The organism is Microbacterium sp. UNCCL10 (assembly GCF_000746195.1).
Classification (GTDB): Bacteria; Actinomycetota; Actinomycetes; order Actinomycetales; family Microbacteriaceae; genus Microbacterium; species Microbacterium saccharophilum.
The window spans coordinates 94,224-117,540 of record NZ_KN050821.1; the positions used below are offsets into that span (position 1 = coordinate 94,224).

General features: G+C 70.6%; 19 protein-coding genes. 13 read left to right on the forward strand and 6 right to left on the reverse strand.

All coding sequences use genetic code 11. The annotated features are described in order from the left end of the window. The first annotated feature begins 153 nt into the window (after positions 1 to 153). From guaB to guaA, 6 genes are all read left to right on the forward strand, one after another. The gene (guaB, locus tag BR85_RS14535; RefSeq protein ID WP_028497286.1) at positions 154 to 1,656 is read left to right on the forward strand and encodes an IMP dehydrogenase; all 1,503 of its coding nucleotides are present in this window, start codon (positions 154 to 156) and stop codon (positions 1,654 to 1,656) included. Between the two features lie 174 nt (positions 1,657 to 1,830). Then, complete coding sequence (locus BR85_RS14540) at positions 1,831 to 2,943, forward strand: FAD-dependent oxidoreductase (protein WP_028497287.1); 1,113 nt, start codon at positions 1,831 to 1,833, stop codon at positions 2,941 to 2,943. Between the two features lie 178 nt (positions 2,944 to 3,121). Continuing rightward, positions 3,122 to 4,240, forward strand: coding sequence for a GuaB3 family IMP dehydrogenase-related protein (locus BR85_RS14545; RefSeq protein ID WP_028497288.1), 1,119 nt, complete (start codon positions 3,122 to 3,124; stop codon positions 4,238 to 4,240). A gap of 1 nt (position 4,241) precedes the next feature. Then, a complete protein-coding gene (locus BR85_RS14550; protein WP_036273204.1) occupies positions 4,242 to 5,066 on the forward strand; it encodes an SURF1 family cytochrome oxidase biogenesis protein in 825 nt (274 codons plus the stop codon). A gap of 9 nt (positions 5,067 to 5,075) precedes the next feature. Next, on the forward strand, positions 5,076 to 5,558 hold the full coding sequence (locus tag BR85_RS14555) for a DUF3817 domain-containing protein (protein WP_028497290.1): 483 nt from the start codon (positions 5,076 to 5,078) through the stop codon (positions 5,556 to 5,558). Further along, the gene (guaA, locus tag BR85_RS14560) at positions 5,555 to 7,138 is read left to right on the forward strand and encodes a glutamine-hydrolyzing GMP synthase (protein ID WP_028497291.1); all 1,584 of its coding nucleotides are present in this window, start codon (positions 5,555 to 5,557) and stop codon (positions 7,136 to 7,138) included. Before BR85_RS14555 ends, guaA begins: the two co-directional genes overlap by 4 nt. 124 nt (positions 7,139 to 7,262) lie before the next feature. Here guaA and BR85_RS14565 read toward each other — a convergent pair whose 3' ends face one another. After that, a complete protein-coding gene (locus BR85_RS14565; RefSeq protein WP_028497292.1) occupies positions 7,263 to 8,183 on the reverse strand; it encodes a Bax inhibitor-1/YccA family protein in 921 nt (306 codons plus the stop codon). Between the two features lie 135 nt (positions 8,184 to 8,318). On the opposite strand from BR85_RS14565, the gene BR85_RS14570 reads away from it, so the two are divergent. The 4 genes from BR85_RS14570 to BR85_RS15820 all read left to right on the forward strand — a co-directional run bounded on the left by BR85_RS14570 (position 8,319) and on the right by BR85_RS15820 (position 14,659). Further along, on the forward strand, positions 8,319 to 9,326 hold the full coding sequence (locus BR85_RS14570; RefSeq protein WP_028497293.1) for a glycerophosphodiester phosphodiesterase family protein: 1,008 nt from the start codon (positions 8,319 to 8,321) through the stop codon (positions 9,324 to 9,326). Between the two features lie 70 nt (positions 9,327 to 9,396). Continuing rightward, complete coding sequence (locus tag BR85_RS14575; protein WP_028497294.1) at positions 9,397 to 10,329, forward strand: ABC transporter ATP-binding protein; 933 nt, start codon at positions 9,397 to 9,399, stop codon at positions 10,327 to 10,329. Beyond that, positions 10,326 to 11,408, forward strand: coding sequence for an ABC transporter permease (locus tag BR85_RS14580; protein ID WP_028497295.1), 1,083 nt, complete (start codon positions 10,326 to 10,328; stop codon positions 11,406 to 11,408). The genes BR85_RS14575 and BR85_RS14580 overlap by 4 nt, the downstream gene beginning before the upstream one ends. A 131-nt stretch (positions 11,409 to 11,539) precedes the next feature. Beyond that, the gene (locus tag BR85_RS15820; RefSeq protein ID WP_028497296.1) at positions 11,540 to 14,659 is read left to right on the forward strand and encodes a S8 family serine peptidase; all 3,120 of its coding nucleotides are present in this window, start codon (positions 11,540 to 11,542) and stop codon (positions 14,657 to 14,659) included. Between the two features lie 65 nt (positions 14,660 to 14,724). Here BR85_RS15820 and BR85_RS14590 read toward each other — a convergent pair whose 3' ends face one another. From BR85_RS14590 to BR85_RS14610, 5 genes are all read right to left on the reverse strand, one after another. Beyond that, positions 14,725 to 15,141, reverse strand: coding sequence for a hypothetical protein (locus tag BR85_RS14590; RefSeq protein WP_028497297.1), 417 nt, complete (start codon positions 15,139 to 15,141; stop codon positions 14,725 to 14,727). Positions 15,142 to 15,250: 109 nt separating this feature from the next. Further along, a complete protein-coding gene (locus BR85_RS14595; RefSeq protein WP_028497298.1) occupies positions 15,251 to 16,201 on the reverse strand; it encodes a manganese catalase family protein in 951 nt (316 codons plus the stop codon). A gap of 121 nt (positions 16,202 to 16,322) precedes the next feature. Next, positions 16,323 to 16,898, reverse strand: a complete 576-nt coding sequence (locus BR85_RS14600; RefSeq protein ID WP_028497299.1) for a DUF3618 domain-containing protein — start codon at positions 16,896 to 16,898, stop codon at positions 16,323 to 16,325. Further along, positions 16,895 to 17,308 (reverse strand): phage holin family protein, encoded by a 414-nt coding sequence (locus BR85_RS14605; protein ID WP_028497300.1) that lies wholly within the window; start codon positions 17,306 to 17,308, stop codon positions 16,895 to 16,897. The genes BR85_RS14600 and BR85_RS14605 overlap by 4 nt, the downstream gene beginning before the upstream one ends. Next, positions 17,305 to 18,048 (reverse strand): hypothetical protein, encoded by a 744-nt coding sequence (locus tag BR85_RS14610; protein WP_155947990.1) that lies wholly within the window; start codon positions 18,046 to 18,048, stop codon positions 17,305 to 17,307. The genes BR85_RS14605 and BR85_RS14610 overlap by 4 nt, the downstream gene beginning before the upstream one ends. A 223-nt stretch (positions 18,049 to 18,271) precedes the next feature. Between BR85_RS14610 and BR85_RS14615 the strand changes: the two genes are divergently transcribed. The 3 genes from BR85_RS14615 to BR85_RS15055 all read left to right on the forward strand — a co-directional run bounded on the left by BR85_RS14615 (position 18,272) and on the right by BR85_RS15055 (position 23,282). After that, positions 18,272 to 19,360 (forward strand): FUSC family protein, encoded by a 1,089-nt coding sequence (locus BR85_RS14615; RefSeq protein WP_028497301.1) that lies wholly within the window; start codon positions 18,272 to 18,274, stop codon positions 19,358 to 19,360. Between the two features lie 42 nt (positions 19,361 to 19,402). Next, positions 19,403 to 19,792 (forward strand): ester cyclase, encoded by a 390-nt coding sequence (locus BR85_RS14620; protein WP_028497302.1) that lies wholly within the window; start codon positions 19,403 to 19,405, stop codon positions 19,790 to 19,792. 124 nt (positions 19,793 to 19,916) lie between these two features. Beyond that, positions 19,917 to 23,282: a DEAD/DEAH box helicase gene (locus tag BR85_RS15055; protein ID WP_166657814.1), complete on the forward strand. Its 3,366-nt coding sequence runs from the start codon at positions 19,917 to 19,919 to the stop codon at positions 23,280 to 23,282. The last annotated feature ends 35 nt before the right edge of the window (positions 23,283 to 23,317 follow it).

Consider the following 23,317-nt stretch of genomic DNA (forward strand, 5'->3'; position numbering starts at 1 on the left):
TGTCGATTTTGTTTCGCCTATCGCACGCTTTTCCGCGCCACGCCCGGAAGGCCCGCGGATGCCCGGATTCCCGGCGATCACGCACCCGGATCCGGAATGAAACGCCCGGCGCGCCGCTTAGAATCAGTAGGCCCGGAAGATGCAGGAGAGCGCATGGAGCACAACGACCCGTTCGGTTTCGTCGGACTGACCTACGACGACGTCCTCCTCCTCCCGGGGCACACGGACGTGATCCCGTCCGAGGCCGACACCTCCTCGCGCGTCTCGCGCCGGATCACGGTCGCGACGCCGCTGCTGTCCTCGGCCATGGACACGGTCACCGAGGCGCGGATGGCGATCGCCATCGCCCGCGAGGGCGGGCTCGGCATCATCCACCGGAACCTCTCCATCGAGGACCAGGCCTCCATGGTCGACCGGGTCAAGCGCTCCGAGTCGGGCATGATCACCGACCCGATCACGACCACGCCGGACGCGACGATCGACGAGGTCGACGCGCTGTGCGCCCAGTACCGCATCTCCGGACTCCCGGTCATCGACGAGGAGGGGCGCCTCCTCGGCATCATCACCAACCGTGACATGCGGTTCGTCTCCGGCTTCGAGCGGCAGAGCACGAAGGTCCGCGACGTCATGACGAGCGAGGGCCTCGTCACCGGCAAGGTCGGCATCGGCGCGAACGAGGTCATCGCCCTCTTCGCCCGGCACCGCGTCGAGAAGCTCCCGCTCATCGACGACGAGGGCAAGCTGGCCGGCCTCATCACCATCAAGGACTTCGACAAGAGCGAGAAGTACCCCCTCGCCACGAAGGACGAGCACGGCCGGCTCCGCGTCGGCGCCGCCATCGGCTTCTTCGGCGACGCGTGGGAGCGCGCCGAGGCCCTCCGCGACGCGGGCGTCGACGCGATCGTGGTCGACACCGCCAACGGCCAGTCCGCCGGTGTCATCGACATGGTGCGGCGCCTCAAGTCCGACCCCACATTCGCGCACATCGACGTGATCGGCGGCAACGTCGCGACCCGCGAGGGCGCGCAGGCGCTCATCGACGCGGGCGTGGATGCCGTGAAGGTCGGCGTGGGCCCGGGCTCGATCTGCACGACGCGTGTCGTGGCGGGCGTCGGCGTCCCGCAGGTCACGGCGATCTACGAGGCGTTCCTGGCCGCGCGCGAATCCGGCATCCCGATCATCGCCGACGGCGGCCTGCAGTACTCCGGCGACATCGCCAAGGCGCTCGTCGCGGGCGCCGACACCGTCATGCTCGGCTCGCTCCTCGCCGGCACCGACGAGTCGCCGGGCGAGATCGTCTTCCAGGGCGGCAAGCAGTTCAAGCTGTACCGCGGCATGGGATCGCTCGGCGCGCTGCAGACGCGCGGCAAGAAGACCTCGTACTCCAAGGACCGCTACTTCCAGGCCGACGTGCCCAGCGACGACAAGCTCATCCCCGAGGGCATCGAGGGTCAGGTCGCGTACCGCGGCCCCGTCTCGGCCGTCGCCTACCAGCTCGTCGGCGGCCTCCGGCAGTCGATGTTCTACGTCGGAGCCCGGACGATCGAGGAGCTGAAGGCCCGCGGCAAGTTCGTGCGCATCACCTCCGCGGGGCTCAAGGAGTCGCACCCGCACGACGTGCAGATCATCGTCGAGGCCCCGAACTACAAGAAGTAACCGGCGGCATCCGGCGGCGCCGCCATGCGGCATCCATCTCGCTGAGAAACCACTTCTGGCGCGAGAAACCACGCCTGCCGTGGTGTCTCATGCCGAATCTGGTTTCTCAGCCAGGGTGCCCCGCCCTCGGCGGCGGGAGAGTGGATGCCGTCCCCCCGGCGAGAGGAAGCCGCCATGCCCGAGCAGTCTCGGTTCGTCGTCGTCGGCGGCGGCGTCATGGGGCTCGCCGCGGCGTGGGAGCTGGCCCGCCGCGGTGCGCGTCCCATCGTGCTGGAGCGCTTCGCGCGCGGCCACACGCGGGGCGCCTCGCACGGCGCGACCCGGAACTTCAACAACGCGTATGCGGAGGAGCACTACCTCGACCTGCTCATCCGTGCCCGGGCGGGCTGGGAGGCGCTCGGCGAGGTGGAGGGCGAGCCGCTCCTGCGCCTGCACGGCCTCGTGTCGCACGGCGCGGGCGCGACCCTCGGCGGCACCGGCGGCGGGCTCGTCGAGGTCGAACGCCGGCTGCGTGAGCGCGGCATCCCCGCGACGCTCCTCGATCCGGTCGACGCCGCGCGGCGCTGGCCCGGCATGCGTTTCGAGGACACCGTACTGTACTCGCCGGATGCCGGAGTGGCCCGCGCCGATGCGACGCTGCGCGAACTCGAGCGGCGCATCGTCGCGACCGGCGGCGAGGTGCGCTGGGAGACACCGGCGGTCGACATCGACCAGGATGCCGATGGCGTCACGGTGCGGACGGCGCTCGGGGCGATACGCGCGGACGTCGTCGTCGTCGCCGCCGGAGCGTGGACGAAGACGCTGCTCACCGGCATCCGCCTGCCGCGCCTCTCGGTCACGGAGGAGTCCCCGGCCCACTTCGCTCCGCGCGATCCGCGCTCGCCGTGGCCGTCGTTCAACCACTTCGTGACGCCGGGCGCCTGGCCCGCGCCGGTGTACGGCATGCCGACGCCCGGCGAGGGGATCAAGGTCGGCTTCCATCACGTCGGCGACGAGGTCGACCCGGACGCGCGCGCGTTCCGCACCGACGCGCACGCGGACCTCCTCGCCGCCTACGTGCGGGAATGGATGCCGGGGCTCGATGCCGGCACCGCCGTGCCGATCAGCTGCACCTACACGTCGACGCCCGACGACGCTTTCGTGCTCGACCGGCGCGGGCGGATCGTCGTCGGTGCCGGGTTCTCCGGCCAGGGCTTCAAGTTCGCGCCCGGCGTCGGCGCCGTGCTCGCTGACCTGGCGCTGGATCCGGCGGCGCTCGCCGCGCCGGCGTTCCGCCTCCCGGACTGACGCCGCCCCGTCGCGGCACGGGTCCGGTCGGGTCCGGCCGACCCGCGTCCCCGAGAAACCACATCCGGCGTGAGACATCACGTCAGGGGTGGTTTGTCATGCTGGATGTGGTTTCTCAGTGCGGCCGAGTGGGGCCGGGAGGCCCCGAGACGCGGGGCGGTAGGCTGGGACGGTGACCATGGAGATCGAGCTCGGCCGCGCAAAGCGTGCCCGCCGCGCATATGCGTTCGACGACATCGCGGTCGTGCCGTCCCGGCGCACGCGCAACCCCGAGGACGTCTCGACGGCCTGGTCGATCGACGCCTTCGGCTTCGGCATCCCCGTGCTCGGGGCGCCCATGGACTCCGTCATGAGCCCGCGCACCGCGATCATGCTGGGCCAGCTCGGCGGGCTCGGCGTCCTCGACCTCGAGGGCGTCTGGACCCGCTACGACGACCCCGAGCCGCTGCTCGCCGAGATCGCCGCGCTCCCACCGGATGCCGCCACGGCGCGCATGCAGGAGCTCTACTCCGCACCCATCAAGCCGGAGCTCGTCCGCGACCGCCTCGCCGAGATCCGCGCCGCCGGCGTCACCGTCGCCGGCGCGCTCACCCCGCAGCGCACCCAGGAGCTCTACGAGACCGTCGTCGCCGCCGGCGTCGACCTCTTCGTCATCCGCGGGACCACGGTCTCCGCCGAGCACGTCTCCAGCGTCTCCGAGCCGCTGAACCTGAAGAAGTTCATCTACGACCTCGACGTCCCCGTCATCGTCGGCGGAGCCGCGACCTACACCGCCGCCCTGCACCTCATGCGCACGGGCGCCGCGGGCGTCCTCGTCGGGTTCGGCGGCGGCGCCGCCTCCACGACGCGCGCGACCCTCGGCATCCACGCCCCGATGGCCACTGCCGTCGCCGACGTCGCCGGCGCGCGCCGCGACTACCTCGATGAGTCGGGCGGGCGCTACGTGCACGTCATCGCGGACGGCGGCGTGGGCACCTCCGGCGACATCGTCAAGGCGCTCGCGATGGGCGCGGATGCCGTCATGCTCGGCGTCGCCCTCGCCCGCGCGACCGATGCGCCCGGCGGCGGGTTCCACTGGGGACCCGAAGCGCACCACGCGAAGCTTCCGCGCGGCAACCGCGTCGAGGTCGGCCAGGTCGCCCCGCTCGAGGAGATCCTCTACGGGCCGGCCCCGGTCGCCGACGGCACCGCGAACCTCATCGGCGCCCTCCGCAAGTCGATGGCCACCACCGGGTACTCCGACCTCAAGGAGTTCCAGCGCGTCGAGGTCGTCGTCGCCCCGTACACCTTCGGCTGAGATGAGCTCTGCCGACCCTGAGGTCTTCCCGCCGACCCTGCGCGAGGTCATGCTGCGCCCGTGGTGGCTCGGCATGCTCGCGTTCGCGCTGCTGCTGGCGGCGGTGTTCGCGTGGCTCGGGCAGTGGCAGCTCTCGAGCGCCCTCGACACCGCTCCCGTCGAGCCGGGCGCAACCGAGAACGTGCGCCCCCTGGATGACGTCGCGACGCCGGGGGAGTACCTCTCCGACCCGCTCGTGGGTCAGAAGGTCGAGGTGACGGGGTCGTTCGTCGCCGACGACTTCGTCATCGTCTCCTCCCGCTACAACGACGGCGCGGCGGGGTTCTGGGTGACGGGTCAGCTGCGCATCGCGGATGCCGCCGCCCCCACTTCGCTCGCCGTCGCGGTCGGCTGGACCGCCGACCGCGACGAGGCCGAGGCCGCGGGATCCGCGCTGAACGACGACCCCCCGCAGGGCGTGACGCTGACCGGCCGGATCATCTCCGACGAAGGCCCGGCGCTGCCCCGTGCCGGCGCGCCCGCCACCGAGATGGCCCGCATGTCGCCGGCGGCGCTGCTGGGTGTCTGGCACGACGTCGACGGGCTCTCGGTCTACCGCGCGTACCTCACGGCCGCCGAGCCGCTGGGCGGACTCACGGCCATCCACTCGCCGGCCCCCGAGGAGCGCGGCGGGGTCAACTGGCTCAACATCTTCTACGCCGTCGAGTGGGCGATCTTCGCGGGCTTCGCGTTCTACATGTGGTACCGCCTGGCGCGGGACGCGTGGGAGAAGGAGCTCGAGGAGCTCGAGGTCCTCGAGGAGAGCCCGCTTCCGACCCGCGACTAGACTTGAGGCATGCCTCAGCCCAAGCTCGCCACCTTTCCGGCGATCCGCGGAGCGCTGAAGTTCTACCAGGTCGCGTCGGTCATCACCGGCGTCATGCTGCTGCTCTTGTGCGCCGAGATGATCGTGAAGTACTTCCTGAAGTACGAGCTGTTCCTCGGCGGCGCCGGCGGGTTCCTGTGGTTCGCGCAGGTGGATGCGTTCGGCGAGTCCACCGGCGACGGGATCAACCTGTCGCTCCTGATCCTCATCGCGCACGGCTGGTTCTACGTCGTGTACCTCTTCGCCTGCTTCCGCGTGTGGAGCCTCATGCGCTGGGGCTTCGTGCGGTTCGTGACGCTCGCCCTCGGCGGCATCGTCCCGCTGCTGTCCTTCTTCATGGAGCAGCGCGTCGCGCGCGAAGTGCGGGCCTATCTCGCCCAGCGGGAAGCGTCCGAGCGCGACACCGCCCCGCCCTCCGAATCCGCCCCGATCCCGACGGAGAACATCCGGTGACCAGCCAGACCGAGACCGCCCAGCGGCCCGTCCTCGTCGTCGACTTCGGCGCACAGTACGCGCAGCTGATCGCGCGCCGCGTGCGCGAAGCCGGCGTCTACAGCGAGCTCATCCCGCACACCGCGACGGCTGCCGAGGTCGCCGAGCGCAACCCGGTGGGCATCATCCTCTCCGGCGGCCCGTCGTCGGTGTACGAGCCCGGCGCGCCGACGCTCGACCCCGGCGTGCTCGAACTCGGCATTCCGACCCTGGGCATCTGCTACGGCTTCCAGGTGATGGCGCAGCAGCTCGGCGGCGAGGTCGCCAACACGGGGCTCCGCGAGTACGGCGCCACCGACGCGACGCTCGCCGGTGACGGCGGCGTGCTCCTGGGCGGTCAGCCCGCCGAGCAGAACGTGTGGATGAGCCACGGCGACCAGGTCGCGAAGGCCCCCGAGGGCTTCGACGTCCTCGCCTCGACCGCCGCGACCCCGGTCGCCGCCTTTGGCAACGCCGAGCGCAACCTCTACGGCGTGCAGTGGCATCCCGAGGTCAAGCACTCCGACCACGGCCAGGACGTCCTGGAGAACTTCCTGCACAAGGCCGCGGGCCTGCCCGCCGACTGGAACAGCGGCAACGTGATCGCCGAGCAGGTCGAGAAGATCCGCGCCCAGGTCGGATCGGGCCGCGTCATCTGCGGTCTCTCCGGCGGCGTCGACTCCGCCGTGGCCGCAGCACTCGTGCACAAGGCCGTCGGCGACCAGCTCGTCTGCATCTTCGTCGACCACGGGCTGCTCCGCAAGAACGAGCGCGAGCAGGTCGAACAGGACTACGTCGCCTCCACCGGTGTGCGCCTCGTCACGATCGACGCGCGCGACCAGTTCCTCTCCGCGCTCGCCGGCGTCAGCGACCCGGAGCAGAAGCGCAAGATCATCGGCCGGGAGTTCATCCGCACGTTCGAGCAGGCCGAAGCCGCGCTCGTCGCGGAGGCCGCCGCGGACGGCGAGCCGATCCGCTTCCTCGTGCAGGGCACCCTGTACCCCGACGTCGTCGAGTCGGGCGGCGGGGCGGGCACCGCGAACATCAAGAGCCACCACAACGTGGGCGGCCTGCCGGAGGATCTGCAGTTCGAGCTCGTCGAGCCGCTGCGGACCCTGTTCAAGGACGAGGTCCGCGCGATCGGCCGCGAGCTCGGGCTCCCCGAGGTCATCGTCGGCCGCCAGCCGTTTCCGGGGCCCGGTCTCGGCATCCGGATCGTCGGTGAGGTCACCGCTGACCGTCTCGCGATTCTGCAGGATGCCGACGCCATCGCCCGCGAGGAGCTGACCAAGGCGGGCCTCGACGACGAGATCTGGCAGTGCCCCGTCGTGCTGCTGGCCGACGTGCGCTCGGTCGGTGTCCAGGGCGACGGCCGCACGTACGGACACCCCATCGTGCTGCGCCCGGTCTCCAGCGAGGACGCCATGACGGCGGACTGGAGCCGCCTCCCCTATGACGTCCTGTCGAAGATCTCGAACCGCATCACGAACGAGGTCCGCGAGGTCAACCGTGTCGTCCTCGACGTCACGAGCAAGCCCCCGGGGACCATCGAGTGGGAGTGAGCGTGTGACGGATGCCGTGGCCTGAGGGTCACGGCATCCGTCGTTCGCGGGTCATGTCGCGCGCCCGCGGACGCACGAAGAAGGGCCGCCCGGCGTACCGGGCGGCCCTTCTTGTGGAGTGCGGTCAGTTGCTGCCGCGGACGATCGCGATCATGCGCAGGATCTCGACGTACAGCCACACGACGGTGACCATGATGCCGAAGGCGCCGAGCCAGCCGAACTGGCGCGGGGCGCCGTTGCGGACGCCCTGCTGGATCTGGTCGAAGTCGAGCACGAGCGAGTACGCGGCCATGATGACGACCAGGACGCCGATGATGAGGCCCAGCGGGATGCCGGCGATCGTGGCGCTGTACAGGCCGAAGGTCTGCTCTGCCGGCAGGACGTTGGTCCACATGAGGACGAGGTTCAGCAGCGAGAAGACGAGGTAGCCGATCATCGCGATCATGAAGATCTTCGTGGCCTTCTTCGAGGCACGGATCTTGCCGCTCGCGAACAGGGCCAGCGTCACGCCGACGACGGAGACGGTCGCGAGGGTCGCCTGCATGACGATGCCGGGCCACATGATCTCGAAGAACGCCGAGATGCCGCCGATGAAGAGCCCCTCGAACGCCGCGTAGGCGAAGATCAGCGCGGGGCGGATCTTCTTGCGCGACGTGAAGGTGATGACCATCGCGAGGACGAAGCCGCCGAGCGCGCCGATGATCCAGGGCATCATGGTGAACGCCTGGTTCGGGTCGCCGGTGATGCCGAACGATCCGCCGAGCGTCCACAGCCAGCCGACGACCGCCGTGACCAGCAGGATGGCGAACAGGCTGAACGTCTTGATGACGGTGTCCTCGACGGTCATGCGACCGGTCTCGATGGATCCCGCGGGCGGGGCGGCGAACATGCCCTCGAGCTGCGCGTTGGCGGCGACGTCGGCGCCCTGGTGGGCGGCGGTCGCGTACTGCGTCGAGGTGCCCGCCTGCTGCGCCGCGGGAGGGGTCAGGCCCGGCCGCTGCTCTTTGAAGGCCGGGTTGTTGAATGCGAAGTTGCCGGAGGCCATGGTCTCTCTCACTCCAAGAATCGGGTCACAGCGCGGTGCTGTGGATTACAGGGTATCGGACGGGGTTCCCGCAGCGGCAGTACAGGCTGTGAGAGCGCTACGAACCGCGGGGATGGCGACGGGTAGCCTGGAGCGATGCCCCGCCGCAGACCCCTCGTGATCGGTCATCGCGGCGCGCCCGGCTACCGCCCCGAGCACACCCGCTCCTCCTATGACCTGGCCCTCGAGCTGGGTGTCGACGCCGTCGAACCCGACGTCGTCGTCACGAAGGACCGGGTCCTCGTCGTCCGTCACGAGAACGAGATCGGCTCGACCACCGACGTCGCCGCGCACCCCGAATTCGCCGACCGCCGCACCACGAAGACGATCGACGGCGCGGAGATCACGGGATGGTTCACCGAGGACTTCACGTGGGCCGAGCTCGCGACGCTGCGGTGCCGGGAACGGCTGCCGCAGCTGCGGCCGGGGAGCGCGAGCTTCGACGGCGAGCAGCCGCCGCTGCGGCTGCGCGACGTGCTCGACATCGTCCGCCTCGCCTCGCTGGACCAGGGCCGCGAGATCGGCGTCGTGCTGGAGATCAAGCACGCGACCTACTTCGCCGGACTCGGGGTCGACGTCGCAGGCCTCGTCACCGCGGAGCTGCAGGCCAGCGGCTGGGCCGACGGCGCGTTGCCGCTCGTGCTCGAGTCGTTCGAGTCGACCGTGCTGATGCAGCTGCGGGAGCACGGCATCCGCGGGTCGTACATCTACCTCTTCGAAGCGGCCGGCCGCCCCTACGACCTCGTCGCAGCCCTCGGCCGCAACGCACCGACCTACCCGTCGCTGGCCACGCCGGCGGGCCTGGACGGACTCGTCGGGGTCGTCGACGGCATCAGCCTCGACAAGCGCATGATCCTCGCTCCCGACCGGCTCGGGCGGCCCACCGGTCCGGCGCCGATCGTCGCCGAGGCGCACGCGCGCGGCCTCCGCGTCTTCACGTGGACCTGCCGGCCGGAGAACTCGTTCCTCCTCCCGTCGTTCCGCCGCGGCCGGGACAAGTCGGCCCTCGGCGACTACGAAGCCGAGTGGCAGGTCATCGCCGACGCCGGGGTCGACGGGGTGTTCGTCGACCACCCCGACCTCGGAACCGCGTTCTTCCGCTGATCCGCCGGTGCGCCGAGACACATGCCCCGGCGTTCATGCACGGTCCACAGGGAACCCCTAGGGTGAGCGCATGAGCACCCCCGGCATCGTCGCGCGCGGAGTCAAGCGGTCCTTCGGGAACGTGCACGCGGTCCGCGACGTCACACTCGAGGCGCGCGAGGGCGCCGTCACCGGCCTCGTCGGCCCGAACGGGTCGGGGAAGACGACGCTGCTGCTGATGCTGGCGTCCCTGTTGCAGCCCGACGAGGGCGAGGTGCGCATCGGCGGGATCGACCCGATCGCCGACCCGGCCGGCGCGCGCGGCGTCCTCGGCTGGATGCCGGACGCCCTCGGCGCGTGGCAGACCCTCACCGCCCGCGAGACCATCGTCACGACGGGCCGGCTCTACGACCTGGACAAGGAGCGCGCCGCCGCCCGGGCGGCGGAGCTGCTGAGCATCGTCGGCCTGGAAGACCTCGCCGACGCCCCGGCGCGGGTCCTCTCCCGCGGTCAGAAGCAGCGGCTCGGCCTCGCCCGCGCGCTCGTGCACGACCCGCAGGTCCTCCTCCTCGACGAGCCGGCGTCCGGCCTGGACCCGCAGGCGCGGATCGACCTGCGACTGCTGCTGCGGCGTCTGGCCGCCGAGGGGCGCACCATCCTCATCTCCAGTCACATCCTCTCCGAGCTGGAGGAGGTCGTCGACGACGCCGTCTTCCTCATCGCGGGGGAGACCGTCAGCGCCGAGCGCGTCGCCGCGGCCGCAAGCCGCGGACGGATGTGGCGTCTGCGCCTGGCCGACCGTGACGCGACGGCCGCCGCCCTCCCGGTGGCGCAGGCGCTCGGCTGGGATGTGAACCACATCCCCATCGAGCGTCGCGACCTGCTGCTGCACTTCGCCACCGACACCGACGCGGCGGCCGGGATCGCCGCGCTCGTGCGCGCCGGGCTCCCGGTGGCCGAGTTCAGCGCCGCGACGGGCCTCCTCGAACACACCTTCCTCGACCTCGAAGGGGGTGCGCGATGAACCTCGCGCGACTGTGGACCATCGCCCGGCTGGAGCTCGTCCAGCGGATGCGGACGGTGTCGTGGTTCGTCCTCCTCGGCATCTTCGCCACCCTCCTGGCCGGGGTCACGCTGCTGTCGTTCTTCGCCTTCCAGCGCACCGAGCAGAGCGGCGCCGCGATCTACTCGACGGTGGTCTACATCACGCTGCTGCTCGTGATCCTCGTCTCCCCGACGCTGAGCGGGAACAGCATCAACGGCGACCGGGATGCCGCGACCCTCGCCCCCGTGCAGGTCACGCTCGTCACGACCGGGGAGATCCTGCTCGGCAAGTTCCTCGCCGCGTGGATCACGGGCCTCGCGTTCGCCGTGGTCGCCGTGCCGTTCCTCGTCATCGCCTCGTTCGGCGGCGGCGTGCAGGCGGCGACGGTGCTGGTGTCCCTTGCCATCCTGGTCCTCGAGACCGGCATCATCGCCGCGATCGGCATCGCGATGAGCGGCATCCTGCCCCGCCCGCTGTTCTCCGTCGCCGCGACCTACCTCGTCGTCGCGGCCCTCGCGATCGGGAGCGTCATCGGGTTCGGGCTCGTCGGCGCGAGCATCACGAGCGAGGCCACGAACTCGTACCGGACGGCCGTGTACGACGACACCACCGGCGAGCCCGAGTGCAAGGCCGGCGCGGAGAACTGCTGGAACGATCCGGAGGAGATGGTCTGCGGCGAGTGGCAGGTCGACACCTGGCATGTCCCGCGCTTCGACTACGTCTGGTGGATGCTGGCGGCGAACCCCTTCGTCATCCTCGCGGACGCCACGCCCACGCAGTTCGACCGGCAGGGGAACGCCGTCGACGCGTTCGGCGCCCTCAAGTTCGGTGTGCGCTCCGCGCAGCTGCCACCCGAGCTCGAGCAGCGCTGGGACGAGTGCGCCCCGTACGAGGAGCAGCTGTTCCCGAACGCCCGAGAAGTGATCGGGAAGACCGTGCCCAGCTGGTTCGTGGGGCTCGGGGTCCAGATCGCCCTCGCCGCCGCGCTGCTCTGGTGGGCGTGGGCGCGGACCCGCACGCCGGCGCGGCAGCTGCCTCCCGGGACGCGCATCGCGTGACCCCGTCCCGAGTAGATGAGAGCCTTCTCATCTACCCGGGACTATCGGCAACTGTCAGTCGATGCATAGCCTCCTATCAGCCTCCGCACACGAAGCGGAGGCAGTGCTCTGCACAGAAAGGCGGTCCCCCTTTGCACCGACGAATCCTGGCAGCAGCCGGCGTCATCGCGCTCTCGCTGCCCACGTCCGCGGCATTCGCCGCGACAGCCGACGACGACCCGTCGTCGCGTTTCACCCAGACGGAGGCCACCGGTCAGATCGACTCGAGCTTCCGTCCCGCCGCGCTCGACGCCTCGGGCCGTGTCACGGTCGTCATCGAGATGGCGGGCGACCCCGTCGCCGTCGTCCAGGCCGAGAAGGGGCGCGACCTCACCGCGGATGAGCGGTCATCGGTCAAAGCACAGCTGAAGCAGGCGCAGGACTCGATCCGCGGCTCGATCACCGGCAAGGGCGGCAAGATCCAAGCCCAGATGCAGTCCGCGTACAACGGCTTCCAGGCCTCCGTGCCGGCCGCCGAACTCGACGCCGTCGCCCAGCTCCCGGGCGTCGTCGCGATCCACCCGGTGCGCACCTACGAGATCGACAACGCCGTCTCCGTCCCGTACCTCGGCGTCCCCCAGGTCTGGGAGAACACCGGCTACACGGGTGAGAACGTCAAGGTCGCCATCCTCGACACCGGTATCGACTACACCCACGCCACCTTCGGCGGCCCCGGTACGGTCGCCGCGTACGAAGCCGCCAAGGCCACGTCGACTCAGCCCGCCGACCCGGCGCTCTTCGGCCCCGACGCGCCGCGCGTGAAGGGCGGCATCGACCTCGTCGGCGACGCCTACGACGCCGGCGGCACCGGCGCCGCGCTGACCCCCGTCCCGGACACCAACCCGCTGGACTGCCAGGGGCACGGCTCGCACGTCGCCGGCACCACGGCCGGCAGCGGCGTCCTTGCCGACGGCTCCACCTACGCGGGCGCCTACGACTCGACGACGTCGTCGAACTCGTTCCGCGTCGGCCCCGGTGTCGCCCCGCAGGCCGACCTGTACGCCGTCCGCGTGTTCGGCTGCGACGGGTCGACGGATGTCGTCGTCCCCGCCATCGACTGGGCCGTCGCGAACGGCATGGATGTCATCAACATGTCGCTCGGCTCGTCCTTCGGCCGCGGGGATGATCCCGACGCCGTCGCCGCCTCCAACGCGGTGGGCGCCGGCGTGGTCGTCGTCGCCTCCGCCGGCAACTCCGGCCACAACCCGTATCTGACCGGTTCGCCGGGCACGGGCGACGGCGTCATCGCGGTCTCCGCGGTGGACAGCGCGGAGAGCTTCCCCGGCGCGACGATCACCGTCAACGGCACCGCGATCGAAGCGATCAACGCCAACGGCGCGTCCCTCGAGGGCATCGGCGACCTCACCGTCGTCCGCCTCGTCGACGACCCGGCCACGCCCGAGAACGAGGCCCTCGGGTGCTCCGTCGCGGCGTACACGAAGGCCGGAATCACGGCAGGCGGCAACCAGCTCGCCGTCATGCAGCGCGGCACCTGCGCCCGGGTGGCGAAGGCCATCTACGCGCAGCAGGCCGGAGCGGCAGCGGCGGTCATGGTCAACTCCGACAACACGCTGCCTCCATATGAGGGCATGATCACCTCGAACCCCGACGACGGCACACCGTACGTCGTGACGATCCCGTTCCTGGGCGTCCGCGCCTCGGACGGCGCCGCGCTCGTCGCCGGTGCCACCGCGACCCTCGCGGCGGCGCAGATCGCCAACCCCGGGTTCCGCGGCTACGCGTCGTTCACCTCCTCGGGCCCCCGCAGCGGTGACAGCGCCATCAGCCCCGACGTCGCGGCGCCCGGCGTCTCGATCGCGTCGGCGGACGTCGGCTCCGGCAACGGGGCGGCGATCATGTCGGGCACGTCGATGGCGGCCCCGCACGTCGCCGGTGTGGCGGCCCTGTCGGTGCAGGCGCACCCGGCCTGGTCGGCCTCGCAGGTGTCGGCATCCATCGTCTCCACGGCGGACCCGGAGAAGGTCGCCGGTCAGAGCCTCACCCTCGGCGGCGTCGGCCTCGTCGACACGGCGCAGGCTGTCGCGACGACCGTGACGGCGACCGGTGACGCGTTCCGCACGGAGAGCGGCTGGGCGCGCGAGTCGGCGCTGAGCTTCGGCTTCCAGGAGTCGCAGATCGGCTTCGGCGGCGTGAAGACCGTGACGATCCGCAACGACGGCAGCAGCGCCGTCACGTACGCGGTGTCGACCACGCCGTCCGCGGCCTCGAAGAACGCCAAGGTCAGCGTCAGCGCGAAGTCGGTGACCGTCCGCCCGGGCGGCACGGCCAAGCTGCTCGTGACGGTCGCGGCCCTCGCGAAGGACATCCCGACGTCGAACGCCGGCGACGACCAGTTCTCGTTCTACGAGATCTCGGGCGACATCGTCCTCACGGCGGCGGACTCCACCCTGCGGGTCCCGTACCTCCTCGTGCCGCGCTCGAACAGCACGGTGACGGCGAACGCGACCGGCCCCTGGTTCTCCAAGAACCAGAAGGTGAAGGACGGCACGAAGCAGGTCACGCTGCGCAACACGCGCGGCGCGCTCGACGCGGACGCCGACTTCTACACGTGGGGCCTGTCCGACGCGAAGGATGCGACGAAGTCGCTTCCGGACAACGGGTACGACATCCGCGCGGCCGGAGTGCAGTCGTTCGATGTGGGCGGCGGCGACAAGCTGGTCGTCTTCGCGGTGAACACCCACAACCGCTGGTCCAACGCGGCGAGCAACGAGTACGACGTCATCATCGACACGGATCGGGACGGCGAACCCGACTGGATCGTGCTGTCGTACGACTCGGGTGCGGTGCGCGCGGGAAGCGCGAACGGGCTGGCCGAGACCTTCCTCGTGAACGCCGAGACCGGTGCGCTGTACCCGAGCGGCTTCCTCACGGCGGCTCCGACCGACAGCAGCACCCTGCTGCTGCCGGCGTTCGCGAGCGACCTCGGGATCACGGGCGCGTTCAACTACACGGTGCAGACCTTCGGGCTCTCCGGTGGCGAGGATGCGGTCTCCGCGTGGGCCACCTACGACCCGGCGGCGCCGGCGATCAGCAACGGCCAGTACGAGACGGTCCCGACGCGCGGCAGCGTGACGGTGGACGTCGCGGTGAATGCGGCGGCCTACGCGGCGCAGCAGCCGCTGGGCAGCATGATCGTCGTGCTCGACAACAAGTCGGGCGCTGACGAGGCCCTGCTCGTCAAGATCAAGTAGCACCGATGTGGGGAGGCCCGGATGCGCGAGCATCCGGGCCTCTTCGCGTGCGCGTGTCGCCGCGCTCAGCGCTCGCAGAGCGTGGGGGAGTCGCCGGTGCCGAAGCGGTAGTCGTACTGCGCGTCATCCGTCGCGACGATCACGCGCACGCCGTCGATGATGGCCTGGGTGTAGGACTGGCCGGGCTTCGCGCAGCCGAGCGACCCGTCGGTGAACGTCACGGCCTCGGCGGAGACGATCTCCGGAGTGCCGGAGACGCCGCGCGACTCGAGGTCGGCGAGGATGGCCGACCAGCGGGCGTCGGAGAGCTGCACGGGCGCACCCGTGGGCATCAGGGGACTGGTCGTGATGAACGGAGGCCGGCTCGAGCCGGAGGGTGAGCCGGGCGTGGCGTCGTCGGACATGGGACTCCCTGCACAGGCGGTGAGCGCGAAAGCGAGAGCGGCGGCGGATGCCGCGACCATGTGACGTCGTGTTCGCATGGCGCCTCCCTCGAAGCCGTTCACGTGACACTGCCAGCGTAGGGCCGCGGTCTGCGAAACGGCGGGGAGTTTCCGGCATCCGCCGCCTGGTCTCAGCTCATTCGGCGTCTCACTTCATGCGGCCGAAGGTCGCGTCGATGTCGGCCATCTCCATGGCGGCCGTCGCCTCGATGAGGGCGCGGAGGTCGGCGTCGGCACCGGGGGAGAACTCCTCCGGACGCTCCGGGGCGATCGTCATGGGAGCGCCGGCGGGCGTCTGCTCGCTGGCATCCAGGTGCGTGCCGTCACCCGACGGGGACATCCCCTGCACGATCTTCCCCGCCTGCGACTGGCCCGTGAGGTCGAACGAGTAGATCTTGCTCTGCAGGCCCATCTCCAGCAGCCGCTTGACCTCGGGGAACGACTCCGCGTTCGTCTTCGGGATCGGCAGCGATGTGCGCCAGTTGACCCCCAGCGTCTCGAGGGCCTTCGCGTAGGCGTTCTCGTGCGCCTGATCACGCACGATCAGATAGGAGATCGTGGACCGGGCGGTCTTGTTGTCGGTCATCTCGTAGAGGCGGCATTTCTGCAGCCGACCGGTGGATTCGAGCATGAGGTTGTAGAGCAGGTCGAGCACGAGGTTGCCGGAGTTGTACACGTAGCTGCCCATCCACGGGTTCCCGACGGCGTCGACCGGGAGGGCGCCCTGCGCGCCGACGAGGTAGTGGTGGATGTTGCCCTCGGACAGCGCGATGTTCAGGGGGACAGCGCCGCCGGAGCCCGGCTTGTCGACCGGATCGGCGGGCTTGCCCTGGTAGCGCGGCGACCCGTCGAGGAGACGCGCGATCGTCGTGCCGATCAGCTCGACGTGGCTGATCTCCTCGGTGCCGATGCCCTGGATGAGGTCCTTGTACGGCTTGCCGTCGGGGCCGCGGAAGTTGATGCTCTGGAAGAGGTACTGCATCATCGTGCGCATCTCCCCGAACTGTCCGCCGAGCCCCTCCTGCAGGGCGTTGGCGGCGGCCGGGTCCGGCTCGTCGGCGGCGATCTCGTTGATGAATTCCTGGACGTGGAAGTACATGATGCCTCCGGGGTGGATCATTCACGATGGAGGTGCCAGGGGCCTCCGCTTTGCCTGGCGGGGTGGACGCTGCGCGCCCTGCGGGGCGAGGGCAGGTGCCCCCGCCCCGACGGTTGCGCGGTCAGCTGCCGCTGATGTTCGACCGCGCCTGCTGCGCCTGGTCGGACACGGTGCCGGCGGCGTCGGTCGCCTCGCTCTTGACGTTCTCGACGGCCTCGGTGGCGCGGTCCTTGACGGCCGCCGCCGCCTCCTGCGCCGGTGCCTTGAGGTCGCCGGCGACCTCCTTGGCGACACTCGCGACCTCGTCGACGAGGGGCTGTGCGGTGTCCTTCACCGACTCGGCGATCTCCCTCTCCTTGCGGGAGGCGGGGATCAGCGACGCGACGAGCAGGCCCACGCCGAAGGCGATGAGGCCTACCGCGAGGGGCGCGCCCTCCGCCTTCGCCTTCACATCGTGGGCGATGTCCGCGGCGCCGTGCGCCACGCCGGACGCAGCCGACGACGCCGACGACGAGGCGTCGTCAGCGGCGCCCATGATCCGGTCGCGGACGGAGCCGAACACTCCGCGGACCTTGTCCGCCTGGCGCTGGGCGATCTTGGACGGGGTGACCTTGTCGGCGAGGGCGTCGACGTCGAGCCCCAGCTCCTCCCGGGTGCGCTCGATGTCGGCGCGGATCGCTTCGGGTGAATCGCTCATCGGTTCTCCTCATTTCTCTTGAATGCTTCGGGGATCTCCTGCAGCGTCTCCACGGTCTGCGGAGCGCCCTTCACTTCGTTCAGCTGCTTGCGACCGACCGCGTACAGGATCGCGGCGATGATCGCCCACAGCACGGCCACGACGACACCGGACCAGCCCGCGCCGATCAGGTCCGACAGGGCGGCCCAGAGCGCGATGGACAGGAACAGCACCGTCATGGATGCCGCGTACCCGGCCCCGCCGAGCATCCCGGCGCCCTTGGCCGACGTCGTCGCCGTTTCTTTCAGTTCCGCCTTCGCGAGCGCGAGCTCCTGGCGCATGAGCGTCGAGAGGTCGCGCGTCACCTCGCCGAGCAGATCGCCGAGCGACGTGTCGGCGGCGCGGCGCTCAGACGGAGTCGGATCGCTCACCTGACACCCCCTGTCCGGGTACCGCTCAGGCTCGTGCCACCCTGTGCCGTGCCACCCATGCGCGACTCGGACTCGGAGTACCGCGGCGTCTCCGCGTACGTCGGGGTCGTCTCGATGACCGGCGGCGGCGGGACGACGGTGACGTTCGACGGCAGAGCGGGAGTCCCGGATGCCGGCGCCCACGCGTCGGCCTCGGACTGCTCCTTGGCGTTGGTGGCCAGTGCGCGCGTCAGGCGCCCGACGAGCACTCCCGCGACAAGGGCGCCGCCGATGAAGGCACCGGGGCGACGCCGTGCGAACGCCTTGACATCCGTCAGCACCGCCGACGGGTCGCGGCTGCTCAGCCAGGAAGCCGCACCCGAGACGCGCTCGGAGACCTTCTGGACGAGGTCGCCGGCGACCCCGCTCCCCTCGGAATTGCGCGCCATCGATCCGAGCTCGTCGCCGAGCGCGCTGAGCCCCGTGGCGATGCGCTCCTGCTGCTTCGAGGCCTGATCGGTGAACTCGTGCCGGGCCTGGTGGTACAGATCGGTGACCTGCGCCTTGGTCTCCTGCGCGACGGAGGCGGCCTCGTCCTTCGCGGTCCCGGCGACATCCTTCGCCGCGCCCGTGGCCGTGTCCTTCATGTCGGCAGCTTCCTGCTTCGCGGTGTCGAGGGTGTGCGACTCTCCGCTCCCTGCTGTCTGGGGCTGGGCTGTCTGGGGCTCGCCCGCGCCCAGGCCGTCATTGCCGTATGACATGGTCTCTCCTTCGTTGGGGACCCATCGGGTCGTCGATGGGATACCCGGTCTACGTGGCCGTTCCGGCGTGGCGGAGGGGCTTGCATCACGCCGCGAGGTATGGCATGAGCGCGCGCGGAGGTCTGCCGGAGTGCCGTTCCGGCGCCGATCGCCGATCCGCAGGCCGGGGGCTCCGGAGTCAACCCCCTCCGTTGGTCCAGGTGAGCGCAGTTACCGTGACGGCATGGCCCGAGAACCCTCCGTCGCGCGACGGCGCCGCCTCGCGGGCGCAGTCCGCACCGCCGGCGGCGAGGTTTTCGCCGCCTCCCGGCTCGTGCTCGCGCTCAAGACAGCGATTGCCGCGGCCGTCGCCTGGTATCTGGCTCCCCTGGTCCCCTTCGCCGACGCTGAGTACTCCTACTACGCTCCGTTGGGCGTCCTCGTGGCGATGTACCCGACCGTCGTCGATTCGGCGAAGTCGGGGATTCTCGCACTCGTCGGGCTGGCCTGCGGGATAGCCCTGGGCCTCGGCGGCCTCGCAATCGTCGCCCTGGGGGCGCCGGCGATCGTCGGAGTCGCCTTCGTCGTGGGTGCGGGCGTGGCACTCGGCGGCATCCGCGCGCTCGACGCCGGGCGCGACTGGATCGCCATCGCAGCGCTCTTCGTGCTCCTTCTGGGCGGGCACGAGACGGAGGAGTTCTCCAGCTCCTACATTGTGACCATGGCCTTCGGCGTGCTCGTCGGGGTCGCGGCGAACTATCTCCTGCTGCCGCCGGTCTACCTCCGCGACGCCGCGGCGCGCCTGTCCGAGTTGCGCGAGCATCTCGAGGAACAGCTTCGGCTGATGGCGGAGATGGTGGATGCGCGGAAGGTGGATGCCGAACGGCTCACGACCGGGAGCGATGCGCTCGCCGAGCGGGCCGCTGCGGTCGCCGACGACGTCCACGAGGCCGCCCGCAGCCGGCGCGCCAACCCGCGGGCTCGCCGTCTTGACGACCTGCACGACGAGAACGCGCGGCGCTGGTGGGCGCTGGAGCGGTCGACCTTCTTGACGCGCGACGTCGCGGACATGCTCGCGCACCAAACGGCCCTCCGCGAGATGGACTCCGAGTCGGCCCGTCTGCTGGTGGAGGCTCTGCGTCGGACCGCGGACGTCGTCGCCACGCCGCTCGGCAACCCCGCCGCCGCGGACCGGTTGGGGGCCGCGGAGCGCGCGATCGACGGGTTCACCGAGACCCTGCCGCCGGCGCACCGGGTCTCGAGCATGCGACCCGAGCTCGCTGTCGCCGCGGCGCTGGGCCGGATCATCGAGATCTCGCGGCCGTTTGCATGATGCACGCACGGGCGGGGCGCCGCCGGCGTCGAAAATGGGCGGGTGGAACCGTGGGAGATGCGCGCGTGGCATGCGGAGTACCTCGACGCGTGCAACAGCCACGACCTCGATGCGATTCGCTCGTTCGTCGATCCGGCCGTGCGCCGCGCGCACCTGCCGGGCGGCAGCGATGCCTGGGTCGCGGACCTGGCCGACCTCTTCCACGCGTTCCCGGACTGGCGGTGGCGACGCATCCAACTGATCGTCGAGGACGACCGGGTCGCTGTTCATCTTCGCGGCGCCGGCATGCATCTCGGCGCCTTCCGCGGCGTCGCTCCGACGCGACGCCATGTCAACGTCGCCGAATTCGCGATGCACCGGGTGGCCGACGGCCGCATCGTGGAGTCCACCGGCACAGACGCCGTCGAACTGATCATCCACCTCGGGGCATGACTCGGATGTGACGATGGAGGGCGCCACCACCTCTCTGCGGCGGTTGGTAGCCCGCTCACCGTGAGCAACTGCCACTCGATGACCGATGCCTTGGGTACGCTTTCCCAGACATGGGAGAGCGACGGTGAGTTCGGGGGCCGAGCCTCGACGGCTGTCGAACTACGGTGACGGCGCTGACCTGCTCATCGGGCTCACGGAGGCATTGTCGAGCGCTCGTGTACGCCTCTGGGTGAAGGTGCCGTGGTGGGATGTCTCGCCGCTGGCGCGGCGGCTCCTCGACGGTGTGCTCGCGGCCCACCGGCGCGGTGTCGATGTTCGCGTGCTGTGCCGGCCTGAGGCGTCCAATGACGCGGTGATGGGGGCGCTCCGCGATGCCGGCGTATCGGTCACCGCCGTGCGGTACATCCACGAGAAGGAGATCATCGCCGACGAGCTTGCGATCACCCACTCGATGAACTTCACGTCGGCGGAGATCTCGCGCAACCAGAACTCCGGCTTCGTGCACACCGATCCCGCGATGGTCGAGGCTGTCGAACTCGGCTTCCGGTCGCTGCTCGAGAACGCGTCCACGGTCGCGGAGGGCGAGGAATCCTGGACTCCCGCTTCCGCACTGATTCCTGACTCGCTGCGCACGTACCTCGACCGGTTCGATCAGCTGAACCCGTTGCAGTCGAAGGCCGTGCCCGTCGTGCTCGCGGCGGCGGGTCATGTGATGGTGGTAGCGCCGACCAGCTCCGGCAAGACTCTCATCGGGGAGGTCGCCGCGCTGCGTTCCATCGTGACCGACGGCAAGCCGGCGGTGTGGCTCCTGCCTGCGCGGGCCCTGGCCGCGGAGGTCGCCGAGATCGCACGGCGGTGGAACGCCCACGGCATCCGGACGATCGAACTCACCGGCGAGACCAACATGTCGAGCGACGCAGTGGCGCAGGCTCAGCTCTGGGTCGCGACGACGGAGAAGTTCGAGGCGCTGTACCGGCGGGCCTCGCTCAAGGACGTCATCGGCCGGATCGGATGCCTCATCATCGACGAAGTCCATCTGGTCGGCGACCCCTCCCGCGGTGCCACGCTCGAGTCGATGATCGCGCGGCTCCGCGTCGCCGAGGGGCGCACCCGGATCGTCGCGCTCTCCGCGACCGTGTCGAACGCCCATGAACTTGCGGCGTGGTTCCATGCGGACCTCGTGCGCTCGACGTGGCGGCCGACGGTCCTCACGACGCAGCTCGTGCCATACGACCCGCCGGTGCAGGGCAAACGCGAGCAGTTCGAATCCGCGAAGGACGACATCGTCGTCCCACTCCTCCGAAGCCTCGTCGGCGCGGACCTCGGCGCCGAGTCTCCGTCCGCTGACGGCGGTTCGAGCGCGGTCGTGTTCTGCGGAAGCAAGGCCGCGGTGATCCGCACCGCCGCGCGGGCCGCCGGTGTGCGCTCCCACGGTGTCGAACTGGAGACGGTCGTGGAGGAGTGCTTCCGCCGCGGGGTCGGCATCCACTTCCGCGACGCACCCCGCGCTGGCCGCGCGCTGGACGCATTCCGCGCGCGGCAGCTGCGCGTACTCGTCGCCACGTCCGGGCTGTCGACGGGCGTCAACACGCCGGCCAAGTTCGTCATCATCCGCGACCTGGAGCTCGGGATGACGCCGCTTGAAGTCAGTCAGGCTCAGCAGATGTTCGGGCGGGCCGGCCGTGCCGGTCAGGAGCCCGAGGGATACGGGTTCATGCTCGTCCCGCGCGCCGACGAGGGAACGTGGAAGATCAAGCTCAGCGACGGCTACGCGGCGAACAGCCGCATCGTCACTCAGCTCGGCGACGCGATCCTCGCCGAGCTGCTGCTCGGATCGGTCACCGACCGCGCGAGCGCGCGCTCGTGGTTCGAGCAGACCCTCGCCTTTGCGCAGAATCGGACGTCCGTCGACCTCGACGATGTCATCGACAGCCTGCTCGCGCGCGGCTTCGCGACCGAGATCGACGGGCAGCTCGCGCCGACCGAGATCGGGATGCTGACATCCCGGCTCATGATCGAGGTCGATTCCGCGGGGGAGATGCTCCGAGCCCTCGCTGCGCTCCCGCTCCCTTCCACAGCCGATGAGGCGGAGGAGTTGGTACTCCAGACCGTCGCGAGCGCGGCCGCCGCGCTGCGGGAACGACCCGTCAACGAGCGGGTCTACGGCCGCTACGTCGACGAGCTGCTGACCGGGTGGTCGCCCCGTGTGCTCGCTCGCACGCGCGACTGGTTCGGGGCCCGACTGTGCATGGCGGCGGCGCAGATCGCGCTCCGCTCGCCGGCTCGGGCCCGCGACACCCTGCCGGCGGGAGTGTCGATGGCGGAGCTTCGTCGCGCCGTCGAAGACATGCCGCGATATCTCGCATGGGTCGCAGCGCTCGGATACGCGGACGCCGCGACCTGGGCTCCCGCGGTGGCCGGCGACCTCGCCCGCCGACTGACCTGGTGGCAGCTCACGCCCCATCCAGAGCGTGGCACGGGGCGCCTCCTGTGGATGCTGGAGCGCATGCTCGATCCTCAGCATCACCGCGCCCGGATGTCCGATCTGTGGCGCCGGGCACGCGGCGCCGGGTTTGCATCGCCGGATGGGATTAACGCACGGCCGCGTGGCGTGGACGTGACTGCGGAAGGGTTCGCCGACATCGTGGGCTCGCGCGCCGACATCAGTCTGGAACCGCTCGTCGACCTCGAACTGACCTACCGAAGCCCGAACACGCACGCCCGCGTGACAGCCATGACGTCGACCGGCGCGGCACGCGCCATCGCGACGACGAGACCTGCTCAGGGCCCGATCGACATCATCCTGCCGCCGAGATCTTCCGGCACCGTCGCCGCCGACGTCTTCCTCTACACGCGCGACGGCGACTTCGGATACGCCAGCCTCCTCGCGGACGTGCCGGAGAGTGCAGCGTCCGTCGGCCCGGTCGAGGAATCGGTCGCACTCATCGCCGATCTGCCCGACGTCCACTCCGTTCTCGCGCATCCCCGCGGTGTCCGCCGGCTGTTCCAGGGCGAACGGAAACGGCTGCGGGACAGCATGCGACCCCTGATCTCCCCCGACCCGCGTCTCGGACCGGTCGCTGTCGCGCTGTCGGAGCATCACACCGAATCCCGGCTAGCGATCATCGCCCTGCGTACCAACCTTCGCGCGCTGCTGCGCGAGGCGAGCCGGACCGACCTCAGGCCGCCGCACGCCGTGCTGCGCTCGCGCGAAGCGTCGGAGGCCGAAGTGCAGATCACGCTCGCCGCACTTCTCGCCGCGCTGCACATGGATACCGGCATCGCGACCGCCGACGGTCACCCGCTCGCCGTGGTCAGGGCGGACGACGGGTGGGCACTCGCGGGTCCGCGGCATGCCCAGCCCGGGCGCATCGAGCCGCTCATCCCGAACTCGCTGCCGCCGCAGATCGAGGCGGTCTCGGCGCCGCCGGAGACTGCCGAGGTGGAGACGGCGCCACGATGCGCGTGGATGTCGGAGTTCGTGCTGTAGCGACGATCCCGCTCACCTACGCGACCGAAAACGCC